Below are 24,648 nucleotides of genomic sequence, written 5' to 3' on the forward strand. Positions count from 1 at the left end.
GGGGCCGGATGCGTGGGTACTGCCTCTGGCACGTCCCATCACGAGGAGGAACCCAGTGGCCCCCAAGAAGCCGGGCAAGCTCGTCAAGGCAGCCCTTGAGAAGGCGGTCGAGAAAGTCACCGAAATGGTGAACCCGCCGATTCCCGGTGCCCCGAACAGCGAGCCGCCATCCCTCGACGAACCGACCGAGCCACGTGGTCCGCTGCCGCCCAAGCACGACCAGACCGGCCCGGAGACGGTGACGCCGACGGGTGCGCCGACCGGTGCCCCCAAGCAGGCGAAGGGGCAGCAGGGCGAGTACCTCACCACGTCGGCGGGCGCGCGGCTGTACGACACCGACCACTCGTTGAAGGCGGGGGAGCGGGGCCCGACGCTGCTGCAGGACCACCACCTGCGCGAGAAGGTCATGCACTTCGACCACGAGCGGATCCCCGAGCGGGTCGTGCACGCGCGTGGCTACGGGGCGCACGGCGTGTTCGTCGGCTACGGCAGCGCCGCGAACGTGTGCAAGGCCGCGTTCCTCGGCGATGGGGTCGAGACCCCCGTGTTCGTGCGGTTCTCGACGGTCCTCGGGTCGCGCGGGTCGGCCGACACCGTCCGCGACACGCGGGGGTTCGCGACGAAGTTCTACACCCAGGAAGGCAACTTCGACCTGGTCGGGAACAACATCCCGGTGTTCTTCATCCAGGACGGGATCAAGTTCCCCGACGTCATCCACGCCGGCAAGCCGCACCCCGACCGGGAGATCCCGCAGGCGCAGAGCGCGCACGACACGTTCTGGGACTTCGTCTCGACGCACACCGAGGCCACCCACCACGTCATGTGGAACATGTCCGACCGCGGCATCCCCCGGTCCTACCGGACGATGGAGGGCTTCGGCGTCCACACCTTCCGCCTCGTCAACGAGGCGGGGGAGACCGCGCTCGCGAAGTTCCACTGGAAGCCGAAGCTGGGCGTGCACTCCCTGGTGTGGGAGGAGGCGCAGATGATCAGCGGCCTCGACCCGGACTTCCACCGCCGCGACCTCGCCGACGCCATCGAGTCCGGCGCGTACCCGCAGTGGGAGCTCGGCGTCCAGGTCCTCCCGGACACGCCGCGCCAGACGTTCGAGGGCATCGACCTGCTCGACCCGACGAAGATCGTGCCGGAGGAGCTCGCACCCGTGCAGCCGATCGGGATGCTCACGCTCAACCGCAACCCCATGAACTACTTCGCGGAGACCGAGCAGGTCGCGTTCCACCTCGGGAACCTGGTGCCGGGCATCGACGTCACCGACGACCCGCTGTTCCAGGCACGGCTGTTCTCCTACCTCGACACCCAGCTGACCAGGCTCGCCGGGCCGAACTTCAACCAGATCCCGATCAACCGCCCGCACGCGCCGGTCAACGACATGTTCCGGGACGGCTTCCACCAGCACGCGGTGCACGCCGGTGTCGCCCCGTACAAGCCGAACACCCTCGACGGCGGCAACCCCTTCGAGGCGCGCCCGGAGGACCGGCCGTTCGTGGAGGTGGCGCAACCGCTGGCGAAGTCCGTGAAGGTCCGGCAGTCGCCGACGTCGTTCTCCGACCACTACACGCAGCCGAGGCTGTTCTGGCAGAGCCTGTCACCGGTGGAGAAGGAACACGTCGTGCGTGCGTTCACCTTCGAGCTCGGCAAGTGCTACGAGCAGGCGGTCAAGGAACGCCAGCTGATGGTGCTGGCCAACGTGGACCCCGTGCTGTGCAAGGAGGTCGCGCAGGGTCTCGGGCTGCCGGCGCCGAGCGCCACCGGGCGGCCGAGGAGGGTCGTGCCGAGCCCGGCCCTGTCCCAGGTGGGGCAGACGTGGCCGACCGACGGGCGCATCATCGGGATCGTCGTCGACCCGGCCGACCTCGACGGCGTGCGGACGGTCCGGGAGACCATCCTGGCGGCGAGCATGGTGCCGCTGCTGATCGCGCCGACCGGCGGTCCGCTCGACGCGGACAGCGGGCTCGTCGCCCAGCGTACGTTCCTCACCGCCCGGTCGGTCGAGTTCGACGCCCTGATCCTCGCGGGCAGCCCGCCGCCCGGGCCGGACGCGGTGCCCGCACGGGACGCGAAGGCGGGCGCACCGGGCGGTGCCGTCGATCCGCGCGTGGTCCTCATGGTCCAGGAGTGCCACCGCCACGCGAAGGCGATCGGTGCGTGGCGCGGTGGCCGCGCCGCGCTCGAGGCCGCCGGGTGTACCACGGGGCCTGGCATCGTGCTCGACGACGAGCCGACGAACGTGCTGACGAAGATGGCGGAACTGCTCGCCGCCCACCGCGTGTGGGAACGGTTCCCCGCGACGATCTCCTGAAGGGGCCGGTCGTGACCGAAGCACTCACCGAGGACGAGCTCGCGTTCCTCCGCGAGATGTTCGACCTCGCCCGCGGCGGCGCCACGGAGCAGCTGGCCGCGGCGGTCGACGCGGGCATCCCGGTGAACCTCACCAACGAGGCGGGCGACACCCTGCTCATCCTGGCCGCGTACCACGACCACCCGGACACGGTGCGCGCGCTGCTCGAGCGGGGTGCCGACACCGCGCGGGTCGACGACCGGGGACAGACTGCGCTCGGGGCGGCCGTCTTCCGCCGTTCCGAGCGGGCCGTCGCCGATCTGCTCGCCGCGGGTGCCGACCCGGCTCTCGGCGCCCGTTCCGCACTGGACATCGCGCGCTTCTTCGACCTACCGGAAATGTCGGCGCTTCTCGACACGCAAGGGGTGAACGGGACGACCTGAGGTTTGAGATCAACGCTGTTGGTAACCCGGTGCCCGTGGACACCAGGTTGGGTGTGGCCTGTGCGCTGGTCTGTGCCACCGTGCTGGCAGGTTGCGCCGCGGAAGGCCCCCGGAACGACGCGGCGGAGACCGCGTCGCGGTTCCTGCGCGCCGCCGCGGACGGTGACACGGCGGCCGCGTGCGCACTGTTGAGCCCGCGTACCCGCGAGGACCTCGTCACCAGCGACGGTCCGTGCGAGGAGTCGTTGCCCGCCGGCGAGCTGACCGGGACGGTGGCCGGTTCGGACACGTGGTCCGAATGGGCCAAGGTCGACACCGACGCGGGTGCGTTGTTCCTGACGGAGTTCGAGTCCGGTTGGCTGGTATCGGCCGCGGGCTGTCAACCGGAGCGGGACGCGCCCTACCGCTGCCTGGTGGGGGGCTGAGATGCGCCATCCGATCTTCGTGATCTACCTCGCCGGGGTGCTCCTCGGGTTGGCGTACTTCATCGTCGTCGGGCTGCTGCGGCTCTAGGGGGCACGGGTGAAACGGACTCTGCGGGACAACGGTCTTGGCATCGTCTTCGGGCTGCTGTTCCTCGGTTCGCTCGTCGGGCAGGCGATCTCGGGGCAGGCCGACTACAACAACCAGCAGGTCGTCGACGGTGGGCCGACCGTCTCGCTGGGCCAGTACGTCACCTCCAGCGACTTCGCCGTCGACGTGGCCGAGAACTGGCAGTCCGAGTACCTGCAGTTCTTCCTCTACCTCCTGCTGACCGTGTGGCTGGTCCAGCGCGGGTCGCCGGAGTCCAAGCCGCCGAGCCGGATCGGCAGGGAAACCGACGAGCAACAGGAAGTCGGCGAACACTCCACAGAGGACTCACCGAAGTGGGCTCGCGCGGGTGGCTGGCGCACCACGGTGTTCTCCAGTTCGCTGGGGCTCGTGATGGGCGGGCTGTTCCTGCTGTCGTGGCTCGCCCAGTCCATCGCCGGGCTGGTCGTGTACAACGCCGACCAGTTCGCCGCGCACGAGGACGCGGTCGGCTGGCTGCAGTACGTCGGCAGCGCCGACTTCTGGAACCGCACGCTGCAGAACTGGCAGTCGGAATTCCTCGCCATCGGCTCGATGGCGGTGCTCAGCATCTACCTCCGCCAGCGCGGGTCACCCGAGTCCAAACCCGTCGGCGCACCACACGTGATCACCGACGAGACCGGCTGACGAGGCAGGAGGACGGCACATGGCGGAGCGGGACGCGATCACGGACCCCTGGGGCGCGCGCACCCCGTACGGGCCGGGTGAGCGGTGGCCGGTGCGGGTCGACGGCCACCTCGCCGACGGCCTGACCGAGGACGACGTCGACCGGTGGGTGCCCACCGCGGCCGTGCTGCACTCCAACGGCGACGGCATGGAGCTCGCGGTCAGGGACGGGCGGATCGTCGGGGTCCGTGGTCGTGCGGACGACCGGGTCAACCACGGCCGCCTCGACGTCAAGGACCTGTACGGCTGGCAGGCGGGCAACAGCGCGGACCGGCTGACGACGCCACTCGTCCGCCGCGACGGTACCCTTCGACCGTCCACCTGGGACGAGGCGATGACGCGGATCACCGACCACGCCAAGGGGTTGCTCGCCGAGCAGGGGCCGAGCGCGCTGGGTTTCTACACGAGCGGTCAGTTGTTCGCCGAGGAGTACTACACCCTCGCCGCGATCGCGCACGGCGGCGTCGGCACCAACCACCTCGACGGCAACACCAGGCTGTGCACCGCGACCGCGGCGGCGGCGCTGAAGACGTCCTTCGGGTGTGACGGCCAGCCCGCGTCCTACACGGATGTCGACCACGCCGACGTGATCGCCCTGTTCGGGCACAACATGGCCGAGACGCAGTCCGTGCTGTGGACGCGCGTGCTGGACCGGCTGGCGGGTCCCAACCCGCCCGCGCTCCTGTGCGTCGACCCGAGGACCACCGAGGTCGCGAAGGCCGCGACCGTCCACCTGGCACCGATGCCCGGCACCAACCTCGCGCTGATGAACGGACTGCTGCACGAGATCCTCGCGAACGACTGGGTCGACCACGAGTTCGTGGACCGGTGCACGGTCGGGTTCGCCGACCTCGAGGCGATGGTGGCCGACTACCCGCCGGACCGGGTCGCGTCCATCTGCGGGGTGGCGGAAGGACAGCTCCGCGAAGCCGCGGCGTTGCTCGGGCACGCGGAGCGGTTGCTGTGCACGGTGTTGCAGGGGTTCTACCAGTCCCACCAGGCGTCGGCGGCGTCCGTGCAGGTGAACAACGTCGTGCTGGTGCGCGGCATGCTCGGGCGCCCGGGGTGCGGTGTGCTGCAGATGAACGGCCAGCCCACCGCCGAGAACACCAGGGAGTGCGGCGCGGACGGTGACCTGACCGGGTTCCGCAACTGGGCCAACGACGCGCACGTCGCCGAACTGGCCGACCTCTGGAACCTCGACGTCGGCCAGATCCCGCACTACGCCCCGCCCACGCACCTCATGCAGCTGATGCGGTACGCCGAGAACGGCACCCTGCGGTTCCTGTGGGTGTCGGCCACGAACCCCGCCGTGTCGTTGCCGGAGCTGTCCCGCGTCCGGGCGGTGCTCGGGCAGGACCGGCTGTTCCTGGTGGTGCAGGACGCGTTCCTCACCGAGACCGCCGCGCTCGCCGACGTGGTGCTGCCCGCCGCGATCTGGGGTGAGAAGACCGGCACGTTCACCAACGCCGACCGCACCGTGCACCTGTCGGACAAAGCGGTCGACCCGCCCGGCGAGGCACGTGCCGACCTCGACATCTTCCTCGACTTCGCGCGGCGCATGGGTTTCCGGGACAAGGATGGTGCGGCGTTCCCGCCGTGGCAGGACCCCGAGTCCGCGTTCGAGGCGTGGAAGAAGGCCTCCGCGGGCCGCCCGTGCGACTACACGGGACTGAGCTACGAGCTGCTCCGTGCCAGGGGCGGCGTGCAGTGGCCGTGCAACGAGGACAACCCGGACGGCACCGAACGGCTCTACACCGACGGCAGGTTCTTCGCCGACCCCGACTACTGCGAGAGCTACGGCCGCGACCTGATCACCGGCGCCCCAGCCGAACCGGACCAGTACCGGGCCGAGAACCCCGACGGCAAGGCACTCATCAGGGCCGCCGAGTACCTGCCGCCGCACGAAACGCCCGGCGACGACTTCCCGTTCGCGCTGATCACCGGCCGCACCATCTACCACTTCCACACCCGCACGAAGACCGGGCGCGCACCGGAACTGAACGACGCCGCACCGGACGTGTGGGTCGAGATGTCCCCCTCGGACGCGGCGGCAGCGGGCCTCGGCGAGGGTGACCTCGCCGAGGTCACCACCCCGCGCGGCGCTGTCCGCGCACGCGTGCGGATCGGCGGCATCCGCGAGGGCGTGCTGTTCCTGCCGTTCCACTACGGCTACTGGGACACGGACTCGGGCGGTGACAAGGCGGGCCGTGCCGCGAACGAGCTGACCATGACCGACTGGGACCCGGTGTCCAAGCAGCCGCTGTTCAAGACCGCCGCGGCCGCCGTCAGCCGCGTGCCCGACGAGGACACCAGGGGAGACGTCACATGAAACTCGGACTGGCGCTGCGGGAACTGCACCGCGCGGAGCGCTCCCTCGCCCGCGACCTGCTCGCCGTGGCCGACCGCCACCACGTCGAGCACGAGATCCACCACGTCGCCAACGACCTCGTCCTGTGGTCGGCGGACCACCTGAGCGGCATCGCCGACGCGGCGCGGCGGTACGACCTGGACCTCGATCCCGGCCTGCCCGGCCGGGGCCCAGGGGCGGCACTCCGCGCGAAGCTCAGCGACCTGACCGGACGGTTCGCGGCGCCGGGGCTGCTGTTGCTGGCCGACCTGCGCAGGCTGCACCGCAAGGCCGCCGGGGTCTCGCTCGACTGGGAGCTCGTCGCCCAGGGCGCGCAGGCCGTGAAGGACACCGACCTCTTGGCCCTCACGCAGAAGTGCCATCCGCAGACCCTGCGCCAGCTCACGTGGACCAACGCGATGCTCAAAACCCTGTCGCCCCAGGTGCTGGCGAGCTGAGGCCGGGAGCGGTCACTCCGCGAACGTGTCCGGCCGGATCCGGTGTTGCAGCACCGCCTGGGCGACCTCGGTCAGCGGCAGGTGGTGGCTGAACGCGTGGGCGCGCAGGCGCAGCATCGCGTCGTCGAGGCTGATGTCGAGCCGGCCCGCGAGCATGCCGGTGGCGATGTTCACCTCGTCGTAGTGGCCGGGGAGGTCCGCGCGGGCCCACGGCGCCACCTCGTCGCCGCCCGCGTCGGCGAGCAGCGCCGTCGTCGTCAGTGCGGCGAGGGCGACCGCGTCGGCCAGGTGCTCCGCGTCGAGTGTGGCGGGGGTGCGGCGGTACAGGTCGAGGGTGCCGAGCCAGGTCGTGCCGGCCTGCAGGGGGAACGCGAAGGCCGCGCCGACACCCGCGCTCGCCGCCTCGCCCTCGAAACCCGGCCACTGGTGCCTGCCCGTGCCCATGTCGCCGACCAGCACCGGCTCACCGCTGGTGAAGGCGGCGACCCCGGGGCCCTCGCCCAGCGTGTACTGCAGCTCCTCCAGCTCCTCCGCCCACGCGTCGGTGGCCGCGACCAGCTGCTGCGTCCGAACCGTGGTCCGCACGGTGACCGCGGCGGCGTCGACGCCGAGCCGCTCCACGGCGACCGCGCAGACCACGCCGGCCCAGCCCGTGCCCGCCCGCTGGTCCGGCAGCCGCTCGGTGACCAGGCGCCACAGCCGCTCGTGACGTTGATCGCCCACTGTCCGCCACCTCCACGCTTTCCGACGTGAACGCACCTGACCCCCGGCAGGGTGCATCATCGCGCATCCGGTGCCGGGCCGTCGCCCTGCTCGCGGCGGGGTCAGAGTTCGGGCACGTCGAGCTCGGTGTGCCGGTCGGCGAGGGTGCGTGCGAGTTCCGCGAGCTTGATGTTCAGGTCCTGTGAGGTGCGGCGCAGCAGGTCGAACGCCTCTTCGGCGTTGATGCCCCTGCGGTTCATCAGGATGCCCTTGGCCTGCCCGATGACGTCCCGGGTCTCGAGCGCCTTGCGCAGTTCCGCCTCGCGCAGCTCGGCCAGCCGGACCGCCTCGGTGTGCGCCAGGGCGAGCGAGGCGTGGGTGGCGAGGAGCAGGGCGCGGTCGCGGGTCGACTCGTCGCCGAGCTTGCCGGGCTTGCGGCAGAAGATGTTCATGGCCCCGGACATGCGCGGCGGCTTCGCGTCGGCCACCAGCGCGGTCGACAGCACGGAGAGGAAGCCGAGGTCGGCGGCGGCCGGCCCGAAACGCGGCCATTGGGGTGTGGCGGCGAGGTCTCCGCTGTGGGTGCAGGCGGTGCCCTCCTTTCGTGCGGCGTCCAGGCACGGCCCCTCGTTGTAGCGGTACTGCAGCTGGTCGAGCTCGGTGCCGCGCGGATCGGTCTCCAGCGGCGTGTGCAGCCGCCCGTCCGAGGAGCGCAGCGTGATGCTGATCAGGTCGGCGTCCGGGATGACCGCCTGGACGGTGTGCATCACCAGGTCCAGGGCGCCCGCCACCGTGTCGGTGTGCAGCAGCGTCCTGGTCATCAGCGCGAACTGCCTGGCGAGCGGACTGTGGTCCGGGGTACCCGACATCGGGTGCGGCGCGTCCGGCGGTTCGGCGACGAATTCCGCCTTGTCCTGGGTCCAGTCGTAGTCCTGCACGGTGAGGCTCCGTCCCGCCGGGCTCGTTGGTCCGTTTCTTCACGCTACGCCCGTCACGGCCTGTCCACCGGTCGTGCCACCCCTTCGGCGTCCACCGGACCGGCGGGACTCACCGAGGTTGCGGGTCGTCGAGTTCGGGCAGGTCGAAGTCGGCGTGTTTGACGAGCGTCTCGGCGAGCTCGACGAGCTTGACGTTGAGGGTCTGCGAGGTGCGCCGGAGCACGGTGAACGCCTCATCGGCGTTCAGCCCGCGGCGACCCATGAGGATGCCCTTGGCCTGTCCGATGACGTCCCGCGAGTCGATCGCCCTGAGCAGCTGCTCGGCCTGCAGCTTCCCCTGGGTCACCTCGGTGGTGTGGGCCAGGGCCAGGGAGGCGTGGGTCGCCAGCAGCAGCGCCAGCGCCTGGTCGGCCTCCCGCAGCCCGCCGGGTCTCCTGGAGTAGATGTTGAGCGCCCCGGACAGGTGCGGCGGCCGCGCGTTGGGCAGCAGGGCCGTCGACAGCACCGCGAACAGGCCGCGCTCGGCCGCGGCGGGCCCGAACCGCGGCCACGCCTCGTCGGTGGCGAGGTTGTCGCTCGTCGCGACGGCGGGACCGGCCGAGTCGGCCGCGGCCAGGCACGGCCCTTCCTGCAGCTCGTACTGGAGCTGGTCCAGCTCGGCAGCGACCGGGTCGGTCTGTATCGGGGTGTGGAAGACCCCGTCCGAGGAGCGCAGGGTGACGCTCACGAGGTCGGCCCCCGGCACGACGTGCAGGGTCGCGTCGGCGACCTGCTGGAGCACGTCCCCGGTGGTGGTCGCGTCGAGCAGCGAGTAGGTGAGCGTGGCGAACTGCTGCGCCAGCGGACCCAGCGGCGCGCCGTGGTCCCGCTTCGGGGCAGGGCCGGTGGTGACGGCCGTGCGGCTGTCGGCCTGGAATCGGTCCTTGTCCCGGACCCAGTCCTCGTCACTGGGAGGCATCTGCGGCACCTTGGCTTCCCCTTACCACGTCGTGCACGTTGTCAGCCGTGCACGTTGTCGAAGGATCGTTGGGTGGGCGCCGACGCTACGCTGCTGAACCCCGGACGCGAGGTACGTGATCGCGCTGCTGCGCCCTGCTGGTCGGCAGGACGTGCACAGCTCGGGTCACTTTGCCAGAACTGTCCCCGGCGGGAGTCGCCGGGTTGACCTGTGTGCGGGCGGTATCGGCAGGTGGTCGCCGAGCACGCGAGGTTTCGACGCCCGGAGCGGGGGTACGCGTGCTGCGGAGCGTCAAACAGTCGGCGCGGGCACATCGGCTGTCGGGCCGGGGTCGGCCTGACGTTCATCTAGGGGTTCCCTTGCGTATCGCCATGGTCGCCGACACCCCCACCCGGTCCGAACAGGACTCACCACTGCCCGCCCTCGCGCACGCGTTGTCCGTGGCGGGCCACGAGGTGGCCCTCCAGGTGCAACAGGGGCCGAACCGGTCGAAGCGCTCCGTGACGCGGTTCGCCGACGTCCTCGCCGACCGGTGGCGCACCGAGAGACCCGATGTCGTGCACGCCTGTTCGACGTTCGCGGGCACGGCCGCGGTCAAGGCGGCGCGACGCGTCGGCGTGCCGGTCGTCTACGCCGTCGATGAGTCGCCCGTCACGGCCGACGACGCGGCGGTGCTGGCCGCCGCGGACCACGTGTTCGCGCCCTACGGCGGTCAACGGCCCGCACTGGTCCGCGCCGGGGTGCCGCGCTGGCGCATGTCGGTCCTGCCCTACGGGCTGGACGTGAACCACTTCACCCCCGACGGCGCGGGCGCGGAGACCAGGGCGGCGCGCCGCATCGTCTCCGTGGGCTCGGTCGAACCCGGTTCCGGGTTCGGCACCCCGGTCGCCGCGCTGCCCGCACTGCGCGACACCGAGCTGGTGGTCGTCGGCGGACCCGCGCACGGCAAGCACGCCGGTGAGCTGCGCGCGTACGCACGCACCCTGGGCGTGGCGGACCGCCTGGTGCTGGCCGGGTCGGTCCCGCGCGCCGAGCTGCCCACCCTGCTGCGCTCGGCGGATCTGGTCGTCTGCACCCCGTGGACCGCGTCGTTCGGCATCGCGGCGGTGGAGGCCATGGCCTGCGGGGTCGCCGTCGTCGCGAACGCGGTCGGCGGGCTCGCCGACACCGTCGTGCACGGCGTCACCGGCATCCAGGTGGCGCCGAGGCGTCCCCGCGAGCTCGCGGCCGCGCTGCGCGCGGTGCTGGGCAAGCGCGTGGTCCGCGAACAGCTGGGGGCGTCGGGCCGGGACCGCGCCGAGACGCGGTACTCGTGGAACTTCGTCGCCACGCAGGCGGTGCACGCCTACCAGCGCGTGCTGCGCACCCCCTGAGCCGGGTGGGCCAGGGCGTCAGCCCCGCTGTTCGGTGTGCAGGGCGAAGCCGTACTCGTCGCCGACCTTCTCCTTGCCGTAGCTGACGTTCGCGGTCTCGCCGTCGTCGACGGTGGACGAGTGCGGAAGTGCGGACGCCGGGGAGGTTGTCGCGCTCTTGACGGAATGTGGTCGGTTCGTGTTTGTTGTTGTTGGACTCCGTTCACCCCTGCGTCTGGAGTTGTTGATGACGACCCTGCTCACGCGCCTGACCGCGACCCTCGCCGCCGTGCTGGTGTGCGGCACCGTGACCCCGGCTCCCGCCGTGGCCGACGTGCCGGACTTCGACACCTCGGTGGCGGGCAACCCGATCTTCGACGGCTGGTACGCCGACCCGGACGTGGCCGTCTACGACGGCACCTACTGGGTCTTCCCGACCACCTCGAAGGTGTACGCCGAACAGACCTACCTCGACGCGTTCTCCTCGACCGACCTGGTCAACTGGACCAAGCACGAACGCGTCCTGAGCACCGGGAGCGTCGACTGGGCGCACAAGGCGATGTGGGCGCCCGCCCCGATCGAGCGGAACGGCAGGTACTACCTGTACTTCGCCGCCAACGACATCCAGGGCGACGACGAGCTGGGCGGCATCGGCGTAGCCGTCGCCGACCGGCCGGAAGGGCCGTACGAGGACGCACTGGGGCACCCGCTGATCGGGCAGTTCCACAACGGCGCCCAGCCGATCGACCAGGACGTCTTCATCGACGACGACGGCCAGGCGTACATGTACTACGGCGGGTGGGGTCACGCGAACGTCGTCAAGCTGGGCGAGGACATGACGAGCCTCGACACGTTCGCCGACGGCTCCACGTTCCGCGAGATCACGCCGGCGCCGGAGTACGTCGAGGGCTCGCAGATGTTCAAGCGGAACGGCAAGTACTACCTGATGTGGTCCGAGGGCGGCTGGACCGGGCCGAACTACTCGGTGTCCTACGCGATGGCCGACTCGCCGACCGGTCCGTTCACCAGGCTGGACAAGGTGCTCGCGCAGGACCCGGCGGTCGCCAGGGGTTCCGGCCACAACTCGGTGATCAACGTGCCCGGCACCGACATCTGGTACATCCTCTACCACCGCAGGCCGCTGTCGGAGACCGACGGCAACCACCGCCAGGTCGCCTACGACCGCATGGTGTTCAACGCAGACGGCACCATCGCGCGGGTGACCATGAGGGTCAGGGACAACTTCGCCGACGGCAACGCGCTGGGGTGGAAGACCTACGGCGGTGGCTGGTCTGTCCATTCAGGACGGTATGCGGCGGCCCGCTCGTACGGCGGGAAGGCGTTGCTGGACACGAACTTCGGCGACTTCACCCAGGACGTGAACGTCACGGTCACCGGCGGTGGTGGCGACGCGGGCACGGTCTTCCGGGTGACCCAGCTCGCCGTCGGCACCGACAGCTACCGCGGCTACTACGCGGGCATCAGCCCGAGGGGCCGGGTCCTGCTCGGCCGCGCGAACAACGGGTGGACCCTCCTGGCGGACGCGGCGCTGCCCGTTGTGCCGGGACGCGGCTACCACCTGCGCGTCACCGCGTCGGGCGCGAACCTCGCGGTGTACGTGGACGACATGACCACGCCGAAGCTGACCGCCACCGACGGCACCTTCGTCTCCGGCGCCAACGGCGTCCGCGTGTACGACACGGCGGCGTCGTTCGACGACTTCGCCGTCCGCCATCCATAACGCTGTGATGGTAACGTGGTCAGGAGAGCACATCTCGCCTGGCTGAGGAGACAACCGCATGCCCGCGAACTACGTCATGGGATTCGCCAGCCTCGATACCGAGACCGACATCGCGAACCTGCCGGTGCAGGGGACCGTCCCGGACTGGCTCGCGGGCACGCTGTTGCGCAACGGCCCCGCGTTGTTCGACGTCAACGGCACCACCTTCCGGCACTGGTTCGACGGACAGGCGATGCTGCACAGGTTCGACATCGGTGGCGGCGGGGTGTCCTACCGCAACCGGTTCCTCGACACCTCCGCCCTGCGGTCGATCCGTGACCGCGGCCGCATCGGCTACATCGAGTTCGCCACCGACCCGTGCGGGTCGATCTTCAGCCGGTACCGGGCGCGGTGGCAGGGCAAGCTGACACCGAACGCGTGCGTGAACGTCGGCGACTACGGCGACGCCGCGATCGCGATGACCGAGGTGCCGCTGGCGGTCGAGTTCGACCCGGAGACGCTGGCGACCGTCGGGGTCCGGCCGTGGGCGGACGACCTCGACGGCGACACCACCACGGCCCACCCGCACGAGGACCCGACGACCGGGGAACCGGTGAACTTCCTGCTGAGCTTCGGCCGCACCTGCGAGTACCGGGTACACCGGGTGCGCACCGACAGGTTCGAACGGGTGCTGCTCGGCACGTACCGCACCGAGCAGCCGGGCTACCTGCACAGCTTCGCGATCACGCGGCGGTACGTGGTGCTGGTGGTGTACCCGTTCGTGGCCAACGCGCTGTCGTTCCTGCTGCGGGACCGGCCGTTCATCGAGAACTTCCGGTGGCGGCCGGAGCTGGGCACCAGGATCGTGCTGATGGACCTCGCCGACGGGCGGGTGCGCGGGGAGTACCGCACCGACCCGTTCTTCGCGTTCCACCACATCAACGCCTACGACGACACCGAGACCGGCGACGTGGTGCTCGACATCTGCTCCTACGACGACGCGACCGCCGTCGACGCGCTGTACCTGAACAAGATGCGCGGCGCGATCCCGGCACCACAGGCGTTCCCCACGCGGTACCGGGTCGACCCGGGCACCGGCGCGGTGACGTCGAGCCGCCTCTCCGACCTGACCATGGAACTGCCGCGCATCAACTACGCCGCCCGCAACGGCAGGCCGTACCGCTACGCGTACGGCGTCGGCGCGCTGGACCCCGGCGGCAGGAACTTCCTCGACCAGCTCGTGAAAGTAGACACCACCACGGGGGAAACGGCGGTGTGGCGGGAAGAGGACTGTTATCCGGGCGAACCGGTCTTCGTCCCGGCCCCGGACGCGACGACCGAGGACGACGGCGTACTCCTGTCAGTGGTCCTGGACAGTCGCGAACGCCGGTCGTGGCTGCTCGTCCTCGACGCGGCGGGTTTCACCGAACTGGCCAGGGCCACGGTGCCCCACGCCATCCCGTTCGGTTTCCACGGCCAGTTCCGCGAACAGTGGTGACCGTCAGGACATGGAGACGGTGACGAGCCAGCCAGGGTGGTCGGTGGTGCCCGCCATGTCGATCGTCCTGCCGCTGACGAAGGTGAGGTTCGTCGAGGCGAAGACGTGCTGGACGCTGCCGTCGCCCTTGCGGTAGAAGCCGGACCGGTTGCAGGACTGCGCGTCCGGTGATCCCTGGTACCGCAGGTTGAGGTCCCCGGAGACGACGACAGGGCCCGCGGCCGTGTACCCCGCCGCGCGCGTCATCAGCTCCTTGCACTGCGCGAGCGCCGTGGTCCCACTGCGTGCCGAGAGGTGCGTCGTGCACGCGCTCAGCGCGCCGGCGGGCAGGCACGCCCACACCCGCATCTCGGAGCTGCCGTCCTGCGCGGTGTAGCGCCCGGTCACCCCGGCGCCACCGGCGAGCGAGTCGACGACCATGACGGCGTTGCCGTACCGCTGGCCGTTCTGGCAGAGCACCGGAGCGCCGTCCGGCCGCTGCGCGGCGACGAACTGCGCGCGGGCGGCGCCCATCGCGGCCCGCAGGCGTTCGACATCACCCGAGCACGCCTCGTTGACCGACAGGACCTGCGGCCTGGTCGACGAGATCACCGACACCGCCTTGGTCATCACCGCCTCGCCGGTGAAGCACCCGGCCACCCCGCTGTGACAGATGTTGAGCTGCAACACCTTCACCGTGGTGGCCGCGGAAGCCCCCGGCGGGACGACAGCGATCCCGAACAGGGCCAACGACATCACGGCGACGAGCCGGGCGAGGAAGCGCACGTGATCACACAAGCAGATCCGACCTCGAGGTGGCAAGCACGGCGGCGGCCACGGCGGCCTTCACGGAGGTGCGGCCACGCCTGTCAGCCGGGCACGCGGGCACATGACGGGGCAGCGGCGCACGCCGGCTCCCGCCGCGGCGCAGCGGGAGCCGCTGACCACGTTCGTCGCGGCCGCCCGCTCCGGTGACATGTCCGCGCTCGAGCGGCTGCTCGCCCCGGACGTCACCAGCCTGTCCGACGGCAACGGCAGGGTGCGGGTGGCACGCAGGCCGGTCGTGGGCGTGCCGGGCGTGACGCGGGGCCTGGCACTGCGCCAGGCAGGCCGCGCGGCCGCGCCGTCGCTGTGGTCGGTCCAGTCGGCCGCCGCCACGATCACCGACCTGTGGATCGTGCTCAACCCGGCGAAACCGCGCGGCTGGCACCGCTGACGAGCTCGCCGTCGTTCTCCTGGACAGTGTCACGCTCGACGCCGACTGCTTCGTACGTCGCCGCCAGGGCAGCGCGTTCGACCAGGGGTACCGGCGCGTCGATGGCGGTGCGGATGGCCTCGGCCTGGTGCAGCAGCAACGCCGCCCGGTCCGGCTCGCCGGTCGAGCACGCCACCGCCGCCAGGGCCTCCAGGACACTCGCCTGTCGCCAGCGGTCGCCCAGTTCGCGGTGGTGCGCCAGGCTCGTGCACAGGAGTTCGGCCGCCCGGGCGGGTCTGCCCTCGGCGTGTTCGGACAGGCCGAGCAGGTTCAGCGCCCACGCGATGCCTTCCTTGAACTCCAGCTGCCCGAACGTGTCCAGCGCCTCTTCCAGCAGCCGCCGCGCGGTGCCGTCGTCGCCGCGGTGGTGGGCCACGGCGCCCAGGTAGGCCAGTGACGACGCGGCGCCCTTGCTGTCGTCCAGCTCGCGCAGGCGGGTGAGGCTCACCATCAGGTGCGCGCCTGCGCTGTCCAGGTCACCGGCGAGCCACGCCGTCGCGCCGGCCAGCTGGTGGGAGTACGCGACCCCGAAGAGGTCCGCCGCGGCGCGGAAGCTCTCCCGCGAAGCCGTGTACCACCGCAGCGCCTCCGGGTAGCGGGCCTGTTCCCGCGCCACCGATCCGAGCAGCCGCTGCAACCTGCCGACCAGTCTGTGGTCACCGGCGGCGTGTGCGAGTCCGGCGGTGGCGTGCGCGGCGGCCTGGGCGTAGTCGCACTCGAACAAGGCCAGCGACGCGGCACCGGCCAGCGCCTTCGCGAGCGCCGGGTCGTCGCCGGTCCTGGACAGTGCCCTGGCCAGCCACTGCCTGCCCTCCCGGTAGTGCCCGTGCAGGTGGCAGTAGCGGCACAGCGCGGCCGCCAGCCGCAGCTCACCGGCCGGGTCGGGCCGGGAGGCGAACCAGGCCATGGCCGTGCGGAGGTTGTCGTGGTCGGCCCGCAGCTCGCGCAGCCGGTCACCGGCGGGCTCGGCGTCGGCCTCCTCGGCCAGCGCGAGGAAGTACTCGGCGTGCCCTCGGTGGGCTGGGTCGTCGGCGGGCAGCTGCTCGGCGGCGTACGCGGCGATGGTCTCCAGCATGGTGAACCGGCCGGTGCCGCCCTGACGCCGCACCAGCGACTTGGCCACCAGCCCGGTCAGGGCGTCCAGCGTGCCGCCGACCGCCTCGGCCGCGTCGACGGTGAACCCGCCCGCGAACACCGCGAGCCTGCCGAACAGCGTGGCCTCCGCCGCGGTCAGCGAGTCGTGGCTCCACGCCAGCGTCGCCCGCAGCGTGCGGTGGTGGGCGGGCCCGGCCACGCCGTAGGTCAGCAGGCCGAAGCGGTCCCGCAGCCTGCGCACGATCTGGGCCGGGGTCAGCACCGGGGTGCGCGCGGCGGCGAGCTCGATCGCCAGCGGCAGCCCGTCCAGCGCAGCGCACAGCCGGGCGATCGCCGCCGCGTCGTCGTCGCCGAAGTCCCGCACGCCCTGTTCCGCCGCGCGGTCGAGGAACAGCCGCACCGCGTCGTACACCGCCAGCTCCGGCAACGTTCTCGGCACGTCCGGGTCGGGCACCGCGAGCGGCGGCACCTCGTAGGTCACCTCGTCGGCGACCCGCAGCGCCTCCCGGCTGGTGGCGAGCACCGTCAGCCCCGGGCACGCGGCCAGCAGCCGGACCACCAGCTCGGCGCACGCCCGCACGAGGTGCTCGCAGTTGTCGAGCACCACCAGCCGTTCCCCGGACAGCGCCTCGACGACCGTGTCGACGCGTCCCAGGTCCGGCCGTTCCGGCGCGCCCAGCGCGGTGGCGACGGCGTCGGCCACCAGGCCGGGGTCGGTCACCGGGGTCAGGTCGATCACCACGGGTGCGGGGAACGCGGTCACCGCGCTCGTCGCGAGCCGGGTCTTGCCGCAGCCGCCCGGCCCGGTCAAGGTCACCAGCCGGGCCCGGTCCAGCAACCGCCGCACGTCGGCCAGCTCCCGGTGCCGCCCGACCAGACCGGGCGCCTCTGCCATCGCGGCGACCGGTGCCGTGACCACCGGCGCGGGGCGCGGTGGCGCGGTGACCGGGTCCACCTCGGCCGCACCGGCGAGCACCGCCGCCTCCAGCCGCCGCAGCTCCGCGCCGGGCTCGACCCCCAGCTCCGCCACCAGGACCGCTCGCGCCCGCCGGTAGGTGCGCAGCGCCTCCGCCTGCCTGCCCGCCCGGTGGTGGGCGATCATCAGCAGCTCCCACGGCCGCTCACGCAGCGGGTGGCGGGTCAGGAGCCGCTCGAGGTCGTCCACCGCGGCGGCGTGCTCGCCGCGCGCCAGGTCGGCCTCGGCGAGTGCCTCCGCCGCGCCGATCCCCGCCTCCCGCAGGCGGTCCACCTCGGCCAGGCCCCACTCCGCGACCGGGCAGTCGGCCAGCGGGTCACCGCGCCACAGCGCGACACCGGCCCGCAGCCGGGCGGCCGCGCCCGCCGCGTCACCCGCGCCGAGGGCCAGCCGCCCGGCCCGCAGGTGTTCGGCGAACCGGTCGATGTCGAGCGTGCCGGGTGGCAGCCGCAGCGCGTACCCCGGCCCCGCGGTGACGAGCAGGCTGCCGAGCCCGGCGGGCACCATGGCTTGCCGGACGCGGGCGAGGTGGCTGTGCAGCGTCTTCACCGCGGTCGGCGGTGGGGCGGTGCCCCACAGCGCGTCGACCAGCTGCGCGCGGGACACCACCGCCGGTGCGCGCAGCGCCAGCAGTGCGAGCAGCGCGCGCTGTCTGCCGCCGGACAGGCGCAGCGCGCCACCCGGACCGGTGGCCTCGAGCGGGCCGAGCAGGCGCAGGTCAACCGAGCACGCGGTGTCCACCCATTAGGAGAGGATCACACCGGCCGCCAGATACAGACCTCAGCAGCCGGAGATGGACTCGCCGCCGCAGGAGTCGACCCCGCCGCCGCCGATGATGGAGTCGAAGCTGAGGTTGCCCTGCAGGTTGTTGTTGTTCTCGTCGCCGGTGATCGTGTCGTCGCCCGACCCGCCGTGGACGTCCTCGACGTGGCTGATCAGGTCGGTCTCGCCAACCTCGCCGCCCTTCCCGGCCGCCAGGTCCACCGCGACGGGCGCCGTGCGGGCCGTGTAGACGATGATGTCCCGCATCGCCTCCTCCGAGCCGATGATCACGTCGTCGCCCTGGCCGCCGTCGAAGTCGCCCCCACCCTTGTCGGTCGGCGGTTCCACCAGCGCGTCGTCGCCGGGACCGCCCGAGTAGGCGTCCCGCCACTCGCCACCGGACAGCCTGTCGTCCCCGTCGTCGCCGTACAGGCGGTCGGCGCAGAAGGAGCAGGTGCTCAGGGGCGTGGTCAGGTCGCCGTAGACGGTGTCGGCGCCGGGTCCGCCGTAGAGGTGGTCCTCGCCGACGCCACCGACCAGCACGTCACCGCCTTCGCCGCCGGACAGCTTGTCCTTCCCGGCGCCACCGAGCAGGCGGTCCGGTCCGAGACCACCCGTGAGCAGGTCGTCGCCGTCCCCACCGGACGCGGTGAGCGGCAGCGCACCCCGGTAGGCCAACGTGTCCGCCAGCGCGCCCAGGATCACCTCGACGGACGCGACCGCCTGCTCCTGGCACCAGACCGCGACCTCGGAGACGAGCTTGCAGCCCGGACCCGCGGTGAGCGGAACCGTGTCGGTGACCACGAGATACCCGTCGCTGTGCTTGACCCGGATCTGGTGGGCCTGCCCGGCGGACACCTGCACGACCAGCTCCTTGTCCACCACCTGGACCGACAGCGTGCCCGCGTCGGCGGGACCCGCCACCAGCACGCCGTGCGCGAGTACCGCCACACCGAGCGCGGCGCACCGCCGCGCGGAAGTTCCCCATCTGGACAACAGCTTCACCCTCTCAGCCGGATCTACGGCACATGGTCGCCGGAGAGCGGCTGTGTCTCGGTTGTGGCGCGGTTGTGGCCGTCGGAGGTGTCTGTGTTGTCGTCGGAGGTTCTGGTCGACGGGGTTCGTTGGCGGGTGGTGGTTTGTTCGGTGGTGTGGTTTGTCCTCGCCGGACGGGCAGGTCTCCGGGGTGGCGGGGGTGGTTTGGTTGCGTTGGGTGCGGGTCTGCCTGCCATCCCGTCGACCGCCCTTCGGGCTATCACACCGGCTCAAGGGGGCGGTTCCGAGTTTTGCTGCCGGTTTGGGTTGTTGGTGCCCCCTTGATCCGGTGTGATCGGGCTTCGCCAGGTCGACGGGATGGCAGGGAGCCCCTTTGTGGTCGGCTTCCACCCTATGCTCGGTTGGCCTTCGTGCCGTGAAAGGCGCTTTCAGGACGTGGACCGGTTGAATCCGCCGTGTCATGAAGGGCCCCTTCATCACGGTGAGCGCAACGAAGGGGTCCTTCGTCACACCGGGTCTTACGAAGGGGTCCTTCATCGCAGCGGGTGTTGCGAAGGGGCCATCGGGGCGTCGAGTGTCCCGAAGGCGTCTTTCAGGGCATTGGGCGCAGCTCGTGGACGTTGCGGGGGAGGAGCTTGAGTTCGCGTCTGTACTGCGGGGTGCGAACTGCCGCGCGTACGCGGTCGAGGGTCGCCTGGTTGCCGAAGGCGGGCCACAGGCCGAACAGTTCCGCGTCCCGCCACCGCATCGTGGCCTTGTCGGTGGTCGGGTCGACGGCGATGATGCGATCGACGATCTCGGCCAGGTGGGGGTGGTCGTGGCCGGGGTTGTGGCCGGACGCGATCCGGACCGCGTTGGCGAGGACGGTGAGTTCGTCCGTCTCGGACAGCACGCCTGCGGCCTCACCGGTCAGCACTCGTCGCAGGTCTTCGATGTCCAGGGTGCATAAGGCGAACCTGGCGAAGCCCGGACCGACCCGCGGGTCCTCGCTGGCCGCCAGTGCTGCGCGCCATCCGGCGGCGCGGGCCGTTCCGGTGACCAACCGGCGCCGGAGTTCCGCTATGCCGTGCCGGTCCCGGGTTGCCGCGTAGCGCTTCCAGTCGCGGAAGAACTCCGTGGTGTCACCCCGGTCGGCCAGTGCGGCGCCGATGTCGCGGTAGCCCACCCACGACAGGCCGTCGCCGATCCGTTCCGCCGCCGCGCGCGCCCCGGCGAGGTCATCGTCCGCGAGGCGGTTCAGCACCTGCTGCCGTCGCGCGCCGCTGTAGGACGGCAGGAACCCGGCGAGCGCGTCGACGTCGTGCAGTGCGCCCACCGCGATGAGCGCACAGGCGGCGTCGGCGAAGTCGAAGCGGCCAGGACGGCCCAGCGAGGCCACCACGTCGCGGTAGCGGACAGGTGTCCCCTTGATCCTGGTCACCGTCCTCGGACCGTCCCCTTCGGACGGGAGCCGGGAGGTCAGCTCACCGAGCAGCCGCGCCCGAGGCCCGACCCGCGCCGCCGGCACCGGGTAGGGCGGCTTGCTGGCTGCCACACGCTCGTCCTCGGTGACGGGCGCGGTGAGTCCCGCCACGACGAGATCCGTCAACGCGACCACCACGCGGCGATTATGCCGGTGGCGTCAGGGATCCTGGCACCCGGCACCCGCCGCGGGCAGGTGGACCTAGTGCTGTGTCCACTTGCGTTGGCCGGGTTCGTGGTTTGTTCTCGCCGGACGGGGTTTGCCTCCGGCGGCTCCTCGCCGGAGGGGTAGGTCTCTGGGATGGCAGGCAGCCTCGGGTGTGGTGTGGGGCTTGCGCCCCCCGGCGCCCGCGCGCCCTCGTGACGTCCCGTTGTGCCGTGAAAGGCGCTTTCACAGCACTGGCCATGCTGTGAAAGGCGCGTTTAGGGCACTCACCGCCCTCAACGCGCCTTTCACAGCGTCGGCGATGTCCTGAACGCGCCTTTCACGGCAAACCAGCCCACCCCGGCACAGCCATCACCGCCGGCTTGGCCGGACCGCCGGGGGACCCGGCAAAGGTTGGTGGACACAGCACAACTAGAGCCGCTCGATCCAGATGTTGCGGAACCTCGGGTTCGCGCCGGGGTCACCGTGGTCCTGCAGCCGGAGGTGGCCCGGTGCCGGGCCCTCCGCCTGACCGTTCCCGGTCTTGCCGTCGATGGCCACGTCGTTGTGCACCACCTTGCCGTTCCACACGACCGTCACCCGGGCGTCGGCGATCTTGACGCCCGCGTTGTCGAAACGGGCCGCGCGGAAGACGATGTCGTAGGTCTGCCACTGTCCCGACGGCTTCGCCGCGTTCACGTCCGGCGCCTTCTTCGTGTAGATCGCGCCTGCCGTGTTGTTCGCCGGGGGCAGCCCGTAGGACTCCAGGACCTGGATCTCGTAGCGTTCCTGGATGTAGACCCCGCTGTTGCCACGGGCCTGCCCGGTGACCTCCGGCGGGTACTCCGGCTGGTACCACTCGGCGTGCAACCGGAAGTCGCCGAACTTCTCCTTCGTGCGGATGTCGCCGCCGAGCGACTCGACGCTGCCGCCTTCGACCGGCCACGTCGCCGCGCCGCCGGACGTCTTCTCCCACGCGTCGAGGTTCTTCCCGTCGAACAGGGTGATGCGTTTCGTCGGCGTGACGGTGATCTTGTCGAGGTTGACGTGGCCGATGTCGGTCTCCTCGTAGACGTAGGAGATCGTGTTCGCACCCTTCCGCAGCGGCACCGTCTCCACGTGGTTCGCCCACCTGTTCCACGCGACCGTGCTGGCCAGCCAGACCTGCTTCACCTTCACACCGTTGACGTACAGGCTCATCGACCGGGGAGTGGGGCTCGGGTCGGAGTTCTGCCCGTTCGCGTACCGCAGTGCGATGTCGTGGCGGCCTGCCCGGTCCGCGTCGACCGCGAACGTGGTGCTGCTGCCCGGCTCCCAGTTGCGGTCCACGAAGCCCGCGCCGGAGTAGCCGGTGTGGTTGGTGTTCCACCCGGTGCCACCGGCCAGCTGCGCCGACTCCGCCTCGTACTCCGGCGGCGCGGTCGTGCCGTCGGGCAGCCGGTTGAGGGTGTACCACGCCTCGGTGCTCCACAGCTCCGCACCGGAGGCCGATTCGAACGGACGCGGCGAGTGCACGTACACCACGTGGCCCGGCTTGAGCCCGGCCAGCTTCAGCGTGACCTTCTTGCGGTCGCGTGACAGCGTCGCCGAGGTCACCTCGACGTCCTCCTGGTCGATCTTCGGCCCGCCGTACTGCGGCGTCGCCACGTACCGCCACTGCTCGGCCCGGTACTTCGTGACGAGGTCGGCGGCGGTCTCGTCGGACAGCGGCTGGGTGTAGGTCAGCTCGAACCCGCCGCGGATCGCCTTCATGGAGTGGATGTCGAACGTGCGGGCCTGGTCGAAGGACAGCTTCTGCAGGCCGTGCTTGAGCTTGCCCGCCTGGCCCCAGTTGCCTTCCCAGCCGATGCCGCCGGTGTAGATGGCGCCGTCGGGGCCGAGGCTGATCCGGCTCACCCCGGACTCCAGGCCCTGCGTCATCCGGAACACCGCGCCCTGGTACTCGCCGCCGACCTTCTCCAGGTACGCGCGCTGCAGACCGCCGTAGGTGACGTCGCCGAACACCATCTGGCCCTTGAACGTCCCGTTCGGCAGCATGAGCGGGTTGCTCGGCGAGTTCGAGATCTCGCCGTGCGGCAGCCACAGCACCGGCTCGGTCACCGGCTGGTCGTCGTACGGGCCGTCCGGGTTCGTGTGGTGGTTGTAGAACGCGCCCTGCTTGATGCGCACCAGCTTCGACGTCGGCACGTACATGCCCTGGTTGTCGGTGACGAACAGGTCGCCGCCCGGCCCCCAGCCCAGACCGTTCGGCGTGCGCAGCCCGCCAGCCACATAGGACACCTCGCCGGTGTCCTTGTTGATCTTCAAGGTGGAGCCGCGGTTGGGCACCGGCTGCGGGTCGGCGGTCGCGCCGCCGGGCACCATCGCGATGCCCGTGGTGACGTAGAAGTACCCCTTCTCGTACAGCAGGCCGAACGCGAACTCGTGGTAGTTCCCGCCGAACGGCCACGTCGCGACCTTGCGGTAGGTGTCGGTGACCTCGTCGCCGTTCGTGTCGACGAGCGCGGTGAGACCGTCCTTCTCGGACACGTAGATCGTGCCGTCCACGTACTTGAGCCCCATCGGCTCGGTGAGCGTCTCGGCGATCCTCTTGTAGGTCACCTTGGACGGGTCGGTGTTGCCGCTGACGCCGTCGACCAGGTACACCTCGCCGAGGACGGACTCGCGATCACCGCCCCAGGTGCTGATGGCCAGCCTGCCGTCCGGCAGCCAGTCCATGCCGGTCACCTGCGGCTCGAACCCGTCCGGACGCAGGTTCGTCAGCGTGTAGTCGGGGTGCACCGCGTTCAGCGGCAACCCGTCGCCGGGGGAGTCGGTGACGCCCTCGCACTCCTTGCGCCCGGGGGAGGTGACCCGGGTGACGTCGGCGTCGGTGCTCAGCACCGAGTTCGGCACGAGCGTGAAGCCGTCCGCGCCGGGCGGTTGCCACTCCAGCTTCAGCCGCTGGTCGAAGTCGCCGTCGAAGTGGTCGATGCGCAACGCGCGGAGACCGGTGTCCAGCTGGACGGCGCCGTCCTTCGGGGTGGCGCCGTGTCTGCCGGGGTGGTCGACCACGGTCGTGCCGTCGAGCAGCAGCCGGGCACCGTCGTCGCTGGTGAGCCGGAAGTGGTACTGGCCGGCCGTGGATATGTTGAGGTAACCGCTTACCTCGGTGACGAACCGGTCCGCCATGCCGAAGTCGGCTGAGGTGGTCCAGTCGATCGTGGGCATGAGCTTGTCGACGTTGGGGGTCTGGCCGGTCTTGAGCGTGCAGTAGTCGTCCAGGACCACCTGCACGTCGAACACCCGCATCGTCACGCCGGGTTCCTGCGGCGGGATGTCGGGTTGCGCGGAGGCTTGGACGGGTAAGAGCGGGATCATGGTGACCGCAGCGAGCAGAGCGAGTGACTGCCGCATGGAGGCCTACCTCCTTGGTGGCTGACGTCTATGTCCCACACAGAAGAAGACAACTTCCGCCGGAAGTCAACAAAAGACTGTTGAGCACCTGCGAAAGTGCATCCGATTGGAGCAGGTTTACAACCGAAGCTAAGCCAGATAGCCTAGGTAAGCGTTTTCCTAGCGTCGACAGTGTTCGGCGACCGGCAGGAATGGTGGTGTCAAAGGATCTGCGTGTGCCCGGGGTCGGCCTTCAGCGTGCCCGCGCTCGTCGGCACGGCTGGTCGATGTGCCGGGCCGGGACTGTCGGTGGTCTGTGCGATGCTGCGGTCCGTGGTCATCGACTTCGACGCCGAGCTGTGGGTGTGGGACGCCCGGCGCACCGAGACGTGGACGTTCGTGCGGCTGCCCGCCGACGCGTCCGAGGACATCCGCGAACTGTTCGCGGGCAACACCAGGGGGTTCGGTTCTGTGCGGGTGCGGGTGGTGCTCGGCGGCAGTGTCTGGAAGACGTCGATCTTCCCGGAGAGTGGGAGCGGGTGCTACGTGCTGCCGGTGAAACGCGCCGTCCGCACGGCCGAGTCCCTCGAACCGGGGGACGTGGCGAGGGTGTCGGTCGAGCTCATCGAGCTCTGAGCCGGTGCGCCAGG

Annotated in this window: 20 protein-coding genes; 11 read left to right on the forward strand and 9 right to left on the reverse strand. The window is 71.0% G+C overall.

The window, feature by feature from the left end:
* Positions 1-55 precede the first annotated feature (55 nt).
* The 6 genes from FHR82_RS23125 to FHR82_RS23150 all read left to right on the forward strand — a co-directional run bounded on the left by FHR82_RS23125 (position 56) and on the right by FHR82_RS23150 (position 6,786).
* Positions 56-2,320 (forward strand): catalase, encoded by a 2,265-nt coding sequence (locus FHR82_RS23125; protein ID WP_311771232.1) that lies wholly within the window; start codon positions 56-58, stop codon positions 2,318-2,320.
* A gap of 11 nt (positions 2,321-2,331) precedes the next feature.
* On the forward strand, positions 2,332-2,742 hold the full coding sequence (locus FHR82_RS23130) for an ankyrin repeat domain-containing protein (protein WP_376706437.1): 411 nt from the start codon (positions 2,332-2,334) through the stop codon (positions 2,740-2,742).
* A 35-nt stretch (positions 2,743-2,777) separates the two neighbouring features.
* Positions 2,778-3,167, forward strand: coding sequence for a hypothetical protein (locus FHR82_RS23135; protein WP_221464202.1), 390 nt, complete (start codon positions 2,778-2,780; stop codon positions 3,165-3,167).
* 97 nt (positions 3,168-3,264) lie between these two features.
* Positions 3,265-3,939, forward strand: coding sequence for a DUF6766 family protein (locus tag FHR82_RS23140; protein WP_184812615.1), 675 nt, complete (start codon positions 3,265-3,267; stop codon positions 3,937-3,939).
* 19 nt (positions 3,940-3,958) lie between these two features.
* The gene (locus FHR82_RS23145; RefSeq protein ID WP_184812616.1) at positions 3,959-6,310 is read left to right on the forward strand and encodes a molybdopterin oxidoreductase family protein; all 2,352 of its coding nucleotides are present in this window, start codon (positions 3,959-3,961) and stop codon (positions 6,308-6,310) included.
* A complete protein-coding gene (locus FHR82_RS23150) occupies positions 6,307-6,786 on the forward strand; it encodes a hypothetical protein (protein WP_184812617.1) in 480 nt (159 codons plus the stop codon). The genes FHR82_RS23145 and FHR82_RS23150 overlap by 4 nt, the downstream gene beginning before the upstream one ends.
* 12 nt (positions 6,787-6,798) lie before the next feature.
* Here FHR82_RS23150 and FHR82_RS23155 read toward each other — a convergent pair whose 3' ends face one another.
* The 3 genes from FHR82_RS23155 to FHR82_RS23165 form a co-directional block, all read right to left on the reverse strand.
* Positions 6,799-7,509, reverse strand: a complete 711-nt coding sequence (locus FHR82_RS23155) for a GAF and ANTAR domain-containing protein (RefSeq protein ID WP_311771233.1) — start codon at positions 7,507-7,509, stop codon at positions 6,799-6,801.
* Positions 7,510-7,610: 101 nt separating this feature from the next.
* On the reverse strand, positions 7,611-8,426 hold the full coding sequence (locus tag FHR82_RS23160; protein WP_311771234.1) for an ANTAR domain-containing response regulator: 816 nt from the start codon (positions 8,424-8,426) through the stop codon (positions 7,611-7,613).
* 109 nt (positions 8,427-8,535) lie between these two features.
* On the reverse strand, positions 8,536-9,384 hold the full coding sequence (locus FHR82_RS23165) for an ANTAR domain-containing protein (protein ID WP_184812618.1): 849 nt from the start codon (positions 9,382-9,384) through the stop codon (positions 8,536-8,538).
* 359 nt (positions 9,385-9,743) lie between these two features.
* On the opposite strand from FHR82_RS23165, the gene FHR82_RS23170 reads away from it, so the two are divergent.
* The gene (locus FHR82_RS23170) at positions 9,744-10,757 is read left to right on the forward strand and encodes a glycosyltransferase (RefSeq protein WP_376706438.1); all 1,014 of its coding nucleotides are present in this window, start codon (positions 9,744-9,746) and stop codon (positions 10,755-10,757) included.
* Between the two features lie 18 nt (positions 10,758-10,775).
* Here the strand turns inward: FHR82_RS23170 and FHR82_RS23175 are convergent, their stop codons facing one another.
* Positions 10,776-11,000, reverse strand: coding sequence for a hypothetical protein (locus tag FHR82_RS23175; RefSeq protein WP_184812620.1), 225 nt, complete (start codon positions 10,998-11,000; stop codon positions 10,776-10,778).
* Between FHR82_RS23175 and FHR82_RS23180 the strand changes: the two genes are divergently transcribed.
* Both FHR82_RS23180 and FHR82_RS23185 read left to right on the forward strand, forming a co-directional pair.
* Positions 10,984-12,477: a family 43 glycosylhydrolase gene (locus FHR82_RS23180; RefSeq protein WP_184812621.1), complete on the forward strand. Its 1,494-nt coding sequence runs from the start codon at positions 10,984-10,986 to the stop codon at positions 12,475-12,477. The two genes, FHR82_RS23175 and FHR82_RS23180, sit on opposite strands and share 17 nt — an antisense overlap.
* A 58-nt stretch (positions 12,478-12,535) precedes the next feature.
* Positions 12,536-13,954, forward strand: coding sequence for a carotenoid oxygenase family protein (locus tag FHR82_RS23185; RefSeq protein WP_184812622.1), 1,419 nt, complete (start codon positions 12,536-12,538; stop codon positions 13,952-13,954).
* A gap of 3 nt (positions 13,955-13,957) precedes the next feature.
* On the opposite strand, the gene FHR82_RS23190 is transcribed toward FHR82_RS23185, so the two are convergent.
* Positions 13,958-14,719 (reverse strand): endonuclease/exonuclease/phosphatase family protein, encoded by a 762-nt coding sequence (locus FHR82_RS23190; RefSeq protein WP_184812623.1) that lies wholly within the window; start codon positions 14,717-14,719, stop codon positions 13,958-13,960.
* Between the two features lie 103 nt (positions 14,720-14,822).
* Here FHR82_RS23190 and FHR82_RS23195 point away from each other — a divergent pair, with 103 nt between their 5' ends.
* Positions 14,823-15,149: a hypothetical protein gene (locus FHR82_RS23195; protein WP_184812624.1), complete on the forward strand. Its 327-nt coding sequence runs from the start codon at positions 14,823-14,825 to the stop codon at positions 15,147-15,149.
* Here FHR82_RS23195 and FHR82_RS23200 read toward each other — a convergent pair.
* The 4 genes from FHR82_RS23200 to FHR82_RS23215 all read right to left on the reverse strand — a co-directional run bounded on the left by FHR82_RS23200 (position 15,115) and on the right by FHR82_RS23215 (position 24,019).
* Positions 15,115-18,000, reverse strand: coding sequence for an AfsR/SARP family transcriptional regulator (locus FHR82_RS23200; RefSeq protein WP_184812625.1), 2,886 nt, complete (start codon positions 17,998-18,000; stop codon positions 15,115-15,117). The genes FHR82_RS23195 and FHR82_RS23200 overlap by 35 nt on opposite strands.
* 39 nt (positions 18,001-18,039) lie before the next feature.
* Entirely contained in the window at positions 18,040-19,017 is a 978-nt protein-coding gene (locus FHR82_RS23205) for a calcium-binding protein (RefSeq protein WP_184812626.1), read from the reverse strand.
* A gap of 592 nt (positions 19,018-19,609) precedes the next feature.
* Positions 19,610-20,617, reverse strand: coding sequence for a hypothetical protein (locus tag FHR82_RS23210; RefSeq protein WP_221464203.1), 1,008 nt, complete (start codon positions 20,615-20,617; stop codon positions 19,610-19,612).
* A 438-nt stretch (positions 20,618-21,055) separates the two neighbouring features.
* Complete coding sequence (locus FHR82_RS23215) at positions 21,056-24,019, reverse strand: 3-keto-alpha-glucoside-1,2-lyase-like domain-containing protein (RefSeq protein WP_184812627.1); 2,964 nt, start codon at positions 24,017-24,019, stop codon at positions 21,056-21,058.
* Positions 24,020-24,319: 300 nt separating this feature from the next.
* Between FHR82_RS23215 and FHR82_RS23220 the strand changes: the two genes are divergently transcribed.
* Positions 24,320-24,634 carry a DUF1905 domain-containing protein gene (locus FHR82_RS23220; protein WP_221464204.1) on the forward strand — a complete coding sequence of 105 codons (315 nt, stop codon included), beginning with the start codon at positions 24,320-24,322 and terminating at the stop codon, positions 24,632-24,634.
* Positions 24,635-24,648 lie beyond the last annotated feature (14 nt).

The organism is Actinophytocola algeriensis, assembly GCF_014203735.1.
Classification (GTDB): domain Bacteria; phylum Actinomycetota; class Actinomycetes; order Mycobacteriales; family Pseudonocardiaceae; genus Actinophytocola; species Actinophytocola algeriensis.